We start from the raw sequence: 9,176 nt of genomic DNA on the forward strand, positions 1-9,176 counted from the left end.
GGGCCGGCAGCCCCGGCCTGGGGTCATCCCAGATCGCCGAACCGCGCCTGCAGCGCGGCGATCGCGGCCATGCCGGCGGTCTCGGTGCGCAGGATCCGGGGGCCCAGGCGCAGCCCACCGAAACCGGCGGCGACAAGCGCGGCGCGGTCGTTGGCCGACCAGCCGCCCTCCGGGCCGATCGCGAGCACCAGCTCGCCCGTCGGCGCGGGCATCGTCGCAAGGCCCGCGGTCGCTTCGGGATCGAGCAGCCAGCGGCCCGTGCCGGGCGACAGCGCGGCCAGTGCCGCGGCCAGCGATTGCGGCGCAGCGACCTCGGGCACGTGCGCGCGCCAGCTCTGCTCGCAGGCCGAGACCACGACGCTGCGCCAGTGCGCGTGCCGCTTGCCGGCGCGCTCGGCGTCGAGCCGGACCTCGCTGCGTTCGCTCGAGACCGGCATGATCGCGGCCACGCCCAGTTCGGTGGCCTTCTGCAGGATCCAGTCCATTTTCTCGCCGCGGGCGATGCCCTGCAGCAGCACGATACGCAGCGGCGATTCGAGCGCGACGGGGCGGCCGGCGCCGATCCGCGCGGCCGCGCCGCGCTTGTCGGCTCGGGTCAGTTCTGCCTCGTGGTCGCACCCGTCGCCGTTGAACAACACGCAGCGCTCGCCCTCGCGCAGGCGCAGCACGCGGACCAGGTGCGCGGCGGCGTCCTCGGGCAGTGCGATCGTCTCGCCCTCGCGCAACGGCAGGTCGACGAAGGCCCGGATCACGCGCACGATGTCGCCACCTCGATCGCCTCGGCGGTGACCTGCGCGAGCAGTTGCAACTGGTCTTCGTCGATGCAATAGGGCGGCATCCAGTACAGGATGTCACCCAGCGGGCGCAGCAGCACGCCGCGCTCGACCGCATGGCGGTAGGCGCGCAGGCCGACGCGCAGCGCCGGGTCGAACGGCGTCGCGCGGTCGCCGTCGCGCGTGAGTTCGAACGCGACGACCATGCCGGTCTGGCGGGTGTCGGCGACATGCCGGTGTGCGCCGACCTGCGCGGCCAGCGCGGCCATGCGCGTGGCGGTGTGTCGGTTGCGCGCCAGCGTGTCGTCGGCAGTGAAGATGTCGAGCGAGGCCAGGGCCGCGGCGCAGGCCAGCGGATTGCCGGTGTAGCTGTGCGAGTGCAGGAACGCGCGCTCGCGCGAGGCGTCCAGGAAACCGTCGTACAGCGCCTGGGTCGTGAGCACCGTCGACAGCGGCAGAAAACCGCCGGTCAGCCCCTTCGACAGGCATAGCAGGTCGGGCTGGATGCCGGCGGGCGTGCCGGCGTTGCCCGGCGCCTGCTCGCAGGCGAACAAGGTGCCGGTGCGCCCGAAGCCGACCGCGATCTCGTCGGCGATCAGGAAGATGCCGTGCACGTCGCACAGCTCGCGCACGCGCCGCAGATACACCGGGTCGTGCATGCGCATGCCACCGGCGCATTGGATCAGCGGCTCCAGAATCAGCGCGCAGATCTCACCGGCGTGCGCATCGAGCAGGCGCGCCAGCGCATCGGCCGCGTCCTCGGCGTGCGCGGCGGCGCTCTGGCCCGCGCGCGCCTCGAAGGCGTCGGGCGAGGGCGCGAACAGCGACTCGCACAGCAGCGGGGCATAGACCCGGCGATACAAGGGAATGTCGCCGACCGCGAGCGCGCCGAGGGTCTCGCCGTGGTAGCCGTTGCGCAGCGCCACGAACTTGGTCCGTCGCGGCGCGTCGCCGCGGTTGGCGAACCACTGGAACGCCATCTTCAGCGCGACCTCGACGCCGGCCGAGCCGTTGTCGGCGTAGAACACCTTCGACAACGGCGCCCGTCCCGGCTCGCGCGGGGCCAGCGCCAGCAGCCGTTCGGCCAGTTCGATCGCCGACGGATGGGTGCAGCCGGCCAGGATCACCTGCTCGAGCGTGCGTGCCTGGCGCGCGATCGCCTCGGCGATGCGCGGCTCGGCATGTCCGTGCAGGTTGGTCCACCAACTGCTGCCCGAGTCGAGGATGCGGCGGCCGCCGGCCTCGACCAGCCAGGCGCCTTCGCCGCGCACGATCGGCAGCAGCGGTTGCGTATCGGGGTGCTCGCGCATCTGCGTGCACGGGTGCCAGACCGCGGCGAGGTCGCGGGTCCGCCAGTCGTTGCCGTCGGCTAGAATGGCCGGATCATGGATCTGTTCTGTCATCCCGCCATTATCGCCCCGCAGCGCCGGCGCCGTGCAGGCCGGAGCGTGCGCGCGTGAGCCGACGGTTGCCGACGATCCATGGGATCACCGAACACGACGCCGGCCCGTACCGGATGGAGCAGCTCGATCTGGAGTTCTCCAACGGCGAGCGCCGACGCTATGAGCGCCTGCACGGGCGTGGCCATGGCGCGGTGATCGTCGTCCCGTTGATCGATGCGGAGACGGTGCTGCTGGTGCGCGAGTACGCCGCTGGCATGCATCGCTACGAGCTGGGTCTGGTCAAAGGCCGGATCGACGCCGGCGAGACCCCGATCCAGGCCGCCGACCGCGAGCTCAAGGAAGAGGCCGGCTACGGCGCCCGTCGTCTCGACGCGTTGCGCAGCCTGAGCCTGGCGCCGACCTACATGAGCCACCAGGCGACCCTGGTGCTCGCGCGCGATCTGTATCCCGAACGCTTGCCTGGCGACGAGCCCGAGGAACTGGACGTGGTGCCGTGGAAGCTCGATGCGCTGCACGAGCTGATCCTGCGCGAGGACTTCTCGGAAGGGCGCTCGATCGCCGCGCTGTTCATCGTCCGCGACTGGTTGCGCCATTACGGTGGCTGACGGCCGCGCGCCGGTCGAGCCTACGGTCGTCGAAGGCGCGATCGCGATCGCGCATCGCGCGGCCGAGGCGATTCTCGCGGTCTATGCGCACGCATTCGAAGTGGTCGCCAAGGCCGACGACAGCCCGGTGACCGCGGCCGACCTTGCCGCGCATCATGTCATCGTCGACGGCCTGCACCGGCTCACGCCCGACATCCCGGTGTTGTCGGAAGAAGCGGCCGATGCGGTGCCGGTGACCGAGCGCCGCGCTTGGCGGCGGATGTGGCTGGTCGACCCGCTCGACGGCACCCGGGATTTCGTCAAGCGCAATGGCGAGTTCAGCGTCAACCTGGCGCTGATCGACGACGGCGTCGCGATCCTGGGGGTGATCCAGGCCCCGGTCACCGGCGCGCTGTGGTACGGCATGCCGGGGGGCGGGGCGTTCCGCCGCGATGGCGGCGGCGAGACCGCGATTCATACGCGCCGGGCGGCGGGCGCGGCCGGTCCGCTGCGGGTCGCCGCCAGCCGCTCGCACCGCGATCCGCGCACCGCCGCAGTGCTGGCACGGATCGGCGACATCGAGCCGCGCCCGCTCGGCTCGTCGCTGAAGTTCTGCCGGCTCGCCGAAGGCGCCCTCGACATCTACCCACGCTTCGGGCCGACCAGCGAGTGGGACACTGCCGCCGGTCAGGCGATCCTGGAGGCCGCCGGCGGCGTCGTGCTCGACCCCCGCGGCCGACCCTTCCGCTACAACCAGCGCCAGACCCTGCTCAACGGCGATTTCATCGCCATCGGCGATCCCGACCTCCCCTGGCGCACATGGCTCTGACACTCAAACCGGGGTCAGAGTCGATTTCAGGTGCGATGGCCGTCAGCATGCTCAGCAAACCGACGCTGACCCTGTTTGGGAAAATCGATTCTGACCCCGGTCTTGGACCCCGGTCTTGCTTGTGAGGGAGGTGTGTGATGGCCGAAAACGACGACGGGATGGCGCGGTTGCTGGCGGTGATGGCGCGGTTGCGCGATCCGCAGGCCGGGTGTCCTTGGGATCTGCAGCAGGATTTCTCCACGATCGCGCCGTACACGATCGAGGAGGCCTACGAGGTCGCCGATGCGATCGACCGCGGCGACTTGCCGGGCCTGTGCGACGAGTTGGGCGACCTGTTGCTGCAGGTGGTCTTCCATGCGCGCCTGGCACAGGAGCAGGGGGCATTCTCGTTCGACGACGTGGTCGCGGCGATCGTCGGCAAGCTGGTCCGGCGGCACCCGCACGTGTTCGCGGACATGCATGCCCCCGACGCTGGTGCGGTCGCGAGCAATTGGGAGGCGATCAAGCGCGCCGAACGGGCCGAGGCCGGCGAGACGGATGGGTCGGCGCTGGCGGGCATCGCCCGTGGCCTGCCGGAATGGCAGCGCGCGACCAAACTGCAGAACCGCGCGGCGCGGGTGGGGTTCGATTGGCCCGGACCGCAGCCTGTGCTCGCCAAGCTGCAGGAGGAACTCGGCGAAGTGCGCGCCGAGTTCGATGCGCTCGCCGCCGATCCCGATGATGCGGCCGCGCGCGACCGGCTGGAGGACGAACTGGGCGATCTGCTGTTCGTCGCCGCCAACCTGGCGCGTCACGCGAAGGTCGATGTCGGCAGCGCGCTGCGCCGGGCCAACCACAAGTTTGAACGCCGATTTCGTGCGATGGAGACGCTGGCCGAGGCCGACGGCACCGTGTTCGCCGAGTTGCCGCTCGCCGCGCAGGAGGCCTACTGGATGCGGGTCAAGCGCAGCGAGGGCCGGTCGGACACCGAAGACCTCGGCTGACGCCTCGCGCCCAGGCAGGCGCCCGACGCCTGTCGCGCTGCGGCAAAGATCCGCCACCGTCACTTCACGTTGTTCCCGCCGCCCACTCCTCTCGGCCTATGAAGACCTTGCTGCTGTTCCTGCTCACCGCCGTGGCCGAGATCGTGGGCTGCTATCTGCCCTACCTATGGCTGCGCAAGGACGGCAGCGCCTGGCTGCTGTTGCCTGCCGCACTGTCGCTGGCTCTGTTCGTCTGGCTGCTCAGTGTGCATCCGACCGCATCGGGACGTGTCTATGCGGCCTACGGCGGGGTCTATGTCGCGGTGGCCCTGGTCTGGCTGTGGCGGGTGGATGCGGTCGTGCCGACGCGCTGGGACCTGATCGGTGCGGCGCTATGCCTGGCAGGCATGGCGGTGATCATGCTCTCGCCGCGGCCAGCCTGAGCGGCGCGCGGCTGGGAACACCTAAGGCGCCAGCGGCACTGCGTTGGTGTCACTCCAGGAAGATCAGCCACGCCGCAACGACGATCATCGCGAAGCCTGCCCCGCCCTCGATTGCGTTCCACCTGGTCAGGGCAATGAGGCCGCGCGCGCGGCTGGGAACACTTGAGGCGCCAGCAGCACTGCGTTTGGGTCACTCCAGGAAGATCAGCCACGCTGCAACGACAATCATCGCGAAGCCTGCCCCGCCCTCGATTGCGTTCCGCCTGCTCAGGGCAATGAGGCCGCGCGCGCGGCTGGGATTACTGAGGCGCCAGCAGCACTGCGTTTGGGTCACTCCAGGAAGATCAGCCACGCTGCAACGATAATCATCGCGAAGCCCGCCCAATGGTTCCACTTCAACGGCTGCCCCAGGTACCAGGTCGAGAACCCCGCGAACACCAGCAGCGTGATGACCTCCTGCATGCCCTTGAGCTGCGGCGCCGAGTAGACCGCCGCGCCGATCCGGTTGGCCGGCACCATCAGCGTGTACTCGAAGAACGCGATGCCCCAGCTGACCACGATCACCATCAGCAGCGGCGCACTGCGGTACTTGAGATGGCCATACCAGGCGAAGGTCATGAAGATGTTGGACCCCAGCAGCAGGAGCACGGGGAGGAAGCGTTCGAAGCCGGGCATGTCGATGGCTCGGGCGAGGGAGCGCGAAGCGTAGCGCAGAGCCTGCCGGTCCGCTGGCACGTCACAATCTTCACGAACTGTGCACCCGGCGCGTGAGATTTTCACAAAGATTAATCACCGCACCAGCCACGGGAGCCAAGCAATGCGTGCAGGTCAGGAACCAGGGGGACTCGTTCTCATTGTCGAGGACAATCGCAACATTTCAGAGATGGTCGGCGAATATCTGGAAGGGCGCGGTTTCGAGGTCGACTACGCGGCCGACGGCCTGGACGGGTACCGACTGGCGACGGAGAACAGTTACGACGTGATCGTGCTCGACCTGATGTTGCCCCGGCTGGACGGCATCGAGGTCTGCAAGCGCCTGCGCGAGGATGCGCGCAAGTCGACCCCCGTGCTGATGCTCACCGCGCGCGACACGCTGGACGAGAAGCTGACCGGCTTGAGCTCGGGCGCCGACGACTACCTGACCAAGCCCTTCGCGATCCAGGAGCTCGAGGCCCGGCTGCGTGCGCTGATCCGCCGCGAGCGTCGCCAGGTGGGCTCGGAAGTGCTGAAGGTGGCCGACCTGGTACTCGATCCGGCCAGCATGCGCGCCACCCGCGGCGGCACCGAACTCCAGCTCTCGCCGATCGGCATGAAGCTGTTGACGATCCTGATGCGCGAATCGCCGCGCGTGGTCAACCGCCAGGAGATCGAGCGCGAGATCTGGGGCAACAGCCTGCCCGACTCCGACACCCTACGCAGTCACCTGTACAACCTGCGCAAGATCATCGACAAGCCCTACGACAAGCAGCTGCTGCACACCGTGCAGAGCGCCGGCTACCGGATCGCCGACATCGAACAATCGCCGGCCTGAGCCGGTACGCCAGGCGCTCGATCCGATGCCCCAGGGGCTCCCCAACCGTATCCGCGATGCGTTCACGTTCCAGGCGGTCATCGCCGGCATGACGCTGGTGGTCTGCATCCTGGCCGCGGCGCTGGTCGGCCGCGAGGTCGCGGCGCGGCATTGGCTGCGCGCCGAGGCCGACGCCTACTGGCGCGCGCGCACGACCGACGCGGCCCATCCACCGCCGTTCGGCGCCAACATGCAGGGCTACTTCGTCCCCAGCGGCGGCGGCGCCTGGGACAGCATCGTCAGCGGCGACCGCGCGGTTGCCAGCCTGCTCTGGTTCAAGGATGCGCCCGAGGGTTTCTCGCAGCGCCGCGACACCAGCGGGGTACTGTTGGTGGATCGGCGCGAGGCCGGGACGCTGTACCTGGCGGTATCGATGGGTCTGTTCGACCGCATGCTGGCCTTGGCTGCAGGCGGTCTGATCGTGTTGACGGTCGGCACGATCTTCATCGTGTCATGGCTGACCTACCGCACGTCCAAACGGATGGTGCTGCCGATCCACCAACTCGCCGTCGAGGTCGGCCGCTGGAATCCCGCCGGCGACGAGGACGGGATGCCACCGCCGCTGGAGTCGCGCGAACGTGGCGGCCGCGAGGCGCAGGCCCTGTCGAACGCGCTACACGGGCTGGGCGAGCGCATCGCCTCGTTCGTACGCCGCGAGCGCGAGTTCACCCGCGATGCCAGCCACGAGTTGCGCACCCCGCTGACGGTGATCCGTGTCGCCAGCGACATGATTGCCGCCGATCCGTCGACGCCGCCGCACCAGCAGCGCCCGCTGCTGCGCATCCGTCGCGCCAGCCAGGACATGGAGGCCGTCATTGACGCCTTGCTGGTGCTCGCGCGCGAGCGTGGGGTGATGCCGCAAAGCGAAGTGTTCGAGGTCGCCGCGGTGGTCGAGGAAGAGGTCGAGAAGGTCCGCCCGATGTTCGACGCCAAGCACCTGGGCTTGCGGGTCGATCTGCAGGCCAGCCCGCGACTCGATGCGCCGCCGCGCGTGCTCGGCGTGATGCTCGGCCATCTGCTGCGCAATGCCTGGGCATTCACCGAGAAAGGCGAGGTGGTGGTAGTGGTGGCCGAGGATCGCATCGTCGTGCGCGATACCGGCATCGGCATGACGCACGAAGTGCTGCAGCGGGTCTACGAGCCGTTCTATCGTGCCGATCCGTTCGGCCAGGCCGGCAAGGGAATCGGTCTGTCCATCGTACGCAGGCTGGGCACCCGCTTCGGCTGGCCGGTGAGCCTGGACAGCACGCCCGGCGAGGGCACCACGGTGACGATCAGGCTGACGCGCCCGGCCGGCTGAGCCTGTGCCCACCGGGTCTGCACGCGGCATGATGATCGGTGCGCACACCGGTCAACTGCGGTCGGCCTGGTGCGTTACCCCCTCATATCGCCCATCGAAGATGCCTGCATGTCGAGCCGTGCCAAGCCCAAGACCGTTTCCCGTCGCCGTGGTCCGGCGCGCATCGTGCCCCTCGTGGTGGGGATCGCGGTCGTCGCCGCGGGGTTGTGGTGGTGGACCGGCCGCAGCAGCGAGGGCGCGGACGCGGCCTACCGCACCACGCTGGTCGAGCGCGGCGACATCCGCGTCGCGATCTCGGCGACCGGCACCCTCAGCGCGACTTCGACGGTGACCGTCGGCAGCCAGATCTCGGGGCAGATCACCGACGTGCTGGTCGATTTCAACGACAAGGTCGTCAAGGACCAGATCATCGCGCGCATCGATCCGAGCAGCTACCAGGCGCAGATCGAGCAGGGCAGTGCGCAAATCGCCTCGGCACGGGCGTCGCTGGCGCAGGCGCAGGCGACGCTGCAGAACGCCGAGCTCGACTATCGACGCAAGGCCGATCTGGGCACCCAGCGACTGGTCGCGCAGAGCGATATCGACCTGGCCAAGGCCGCGCTGGACCAGGCGCGCGCGCAGGTCGCCTCGATGCAGGCGCAGATCCGCCAGCAGACCGCGGCGACGCAGACCACGCGGGTCAATCTGGATCGCACGGTGATCCGCTCCCCGGTGGACGGGGTGGTGCTGCTGCGCTCGATCGAGCCCGGGCAGACGGTGGCCGCGAGCATGACCGCGCCCGAGCTGTTCCAGATCGCCGAGGACCTGGCGAAGATGCGTATCGAGCTGTCGGTCGATGAATCCGACATCGGCCAGGTGCGCACGGGCCAGGCCGTCAACTTCACCGCCGACGCTTTTCCCGATCGCCAGTTCCGTGGCGTGGTCGAGCAGGTCCGGCTGTCGGCGACCACGACCAACAACGTGGTCACGTACCCGGTGGTGGTGACCGTCGACAACAGCGATGGCACGCTGCTGCCCGGGCTGACGGTCAACGCCGAGATCGAGGTCAGCAACCGCCGCAACGTGCTCAAGGTCGCCAGCGCGGCGACGCGGTACAAGCCGGCCGATGCGGCGCAGATCGCAATGGCGGCGCCGTCGGGCGCGCCGGGCGGTGGTCTGGTGCCCGACCTGGAGGCCGCAGCCGCGGACCTGGAATTGAATGCATCGCAGCAGGCCGCGTTCGATGCGGCGCTGGCCGCCATGCGCGCGCGCCAGCAGGACCGCCCGCAGGCCGGGGGCCAGCGCGCGCCGGCGGGCGCGCGCGGCCCGGCAG

At 69.5% G+C, this 9,176-nt stretch carries 10 protein-coding genes; 7 read left to right on the forward strand and 3 right to left on the reverse strand.

The genetic code is table 11. The features are described 5' to 3' along the window. Positions 1–23: 23 nt before the first annotated feature. Positions 24–758 (reverse strand): 16S rRNA (uracil(1498)-N(3))-methyltransferase, encoded by a 735-nt coding sequence (locus tag ABE488_RS13890; protein WP_346448985.1) that lies wholly within the window; start codon positions 756–758, stop codon positions 24–26. Further along, positions 749–2,176 (reverse strand): adenosylmethionine--8-amino-7-oxononanoate transaminase, encoded by a 1,428-nt coding sequence (bioA, locus tag ABE488_RS13895; RefSeq protein ID WP_346448987.1) that lies wholly within the window; start codon positions 2,174–2,176, stop codon positions 749–751. The genes ABE488_RS13890 and bioA overlap by 10 nt, the downstream gene beginning before the upstream one ends. A gap of 53 nt (positions 2,177–2,229) precedes the next feature. Between bioA and nudE the strand changes: the two genes are divergently transcribed. From nudE to ABE488_RS13915, 4 genes are all read left to right on the forward strand, one after another. Beyond that, a complete protein-coding gene (nudE, locus tag ABE488_RS13900; RefSeq protein WP_183427527.1) occupies positions 2,230–2,781 on the forward strand; it encodes an ADP compounds hydrolase NudE in 552 nt (183 codons plus the stop codon). After that, complete coding sequence (cysQ, locus tag ABE488_RS13905; protein ID WP_346448988.1) at positions 2,774–3,589, forward strand: 3'(2'),5'-bisphosphate nucleotidase CysQ; 816 nt, start codon at positions 2,774–2,776, stop codon at positions 3,587–3,589. Before nudE ends, cysQ begins: the two co-directional genes overlap by 8 nt. A 137-nt stretch (positions 3,590–3,726) precedes the next feature. Beyond that, positions 3,727–4,572, forward strand: coding sequence for a nucleoside triphosphate pyrophosphohydrolase (mazG, locus tag ABE488_RS13910; RefSeq protein ID WP_346448989.1), 846 nt, complete (start codon positions 3,727–3,729; stop codon positions 4,570–4,572). 98 nt (positions 4,573–4,670) lie between these two features. After that, complete coding sequence (locus ABE488_RS13915; RefSeq protein ID WP_346448991.1) at positions 4,671–4,994, forward strand: YnfA family protein; 324 nt, start codon at positions 4,671–4,673, stop codon at positions 4,992–4,994. A 330-nt stretch (positions 4,995–5,324) separates the two neighbouring features. Here the strand turns inward: ABE488_RS13915 and ABE488_RS13920 are convergent, their stop codons facing one another. Further along, complete coding sequence (locus ABE488_RS13920) at positions 5,325–5,669, reverse strand: DMT family protein (protein ID WP_346448992.1); 345 nt, start codon at positions 5,667–5,669, stop codon at positions 5,325–5,327. A gap of 142 nt (positions 5,670–5,811) precedes the next feature. On the opposite strand from ABE488_RS13920, the gene ABE488_RS13925 reads away from it, so the two are divergent. From ABE488_RS13925 to ABE488_RS13935, 3 genes are all read left to right on the forward strand, one after another. Further along, positions 5,812–6,525, forward strand: coding sequence for a response regulator transcription factor (locus tag ABE488_RS13925; protein WP_047137337.1), 714 nt, complete (start codon positions 5,812–5,814; stop codon positions 6,523–6,525). A gap of 25 nt (positions 6,526–6,550) precedes the next feature. Next, positions 6,551–7,864 (forward strand): HAMP domain-containing sensor histidine kinase, encoded by a 1,314-nt coding sequence (locus ABE488_RS13930; RefSeq protein ID WP_346448994.1) that lies wholly within the window; start codon positions 6,551–6,553, stop codon positions 7,862–7,864. Positions 7,865–7,972: 108 nt separating this feature from the next. Then, positions 7,973–9,176 (forward strand): efflux RND transporter periplasmic adaptor subunit (locus tag ABE488_RS13935; protein WP_346448996.1); only part of this gene is annotated, 1,204 nt, incomplete at its 3' end.

This window comes from Luteimonas sp. TWI662, from assembly GCF_039673825.1.
GTDB lineage: Bacteria > Pseudomonadota > Gammaproteobacteria > Xanthomonadales > Xanthomonadaceae > Luteimonas.

Coding starts and splice junctions, on each gene's coding strand:
- bioA (WP_346448987.1), bottom strand. CDS start 2,176: ATGACAGAACAGATCCATGATCCGGCCATTCTAGCCGACGGCAACGAC.
- mazG (WP_346448989.1), top strand. CDS start 3,727: ATGGCCGAAAACGACGACGGGATGGCGCGGTTGCTGGCGGTGATGGCG.
- ABE488_RS13915 (WP_346448991.1), top strand. CDS start 4,671: ATGAAGACCTTGCTGCTGTTCCTGCTCACCGCCGTGGCCGAGATCGTG.
- ABE488_RS13920 (WP_346448992.1), bottom strand. CDS start 5,669: ATGCCCGGCTTCGAACGCTTCCTCCCCGTGCTCCTGCTGCTGGGGTCC.
- ABE488_RS13925 (WP_047137337.1), top strand. CDS start 5,812: ATGCGTGCAGGTCAGGAACCAGGGGGACTCGTTCTCATTGTCGAGGAC.
- ABE488_RS13930 (WP_346448994.1), top strand. CDS start 6,551: ATGCCCCAGGGGCTCCCCAACCGTATCCGCGATGCGTTCACGTTCCAG.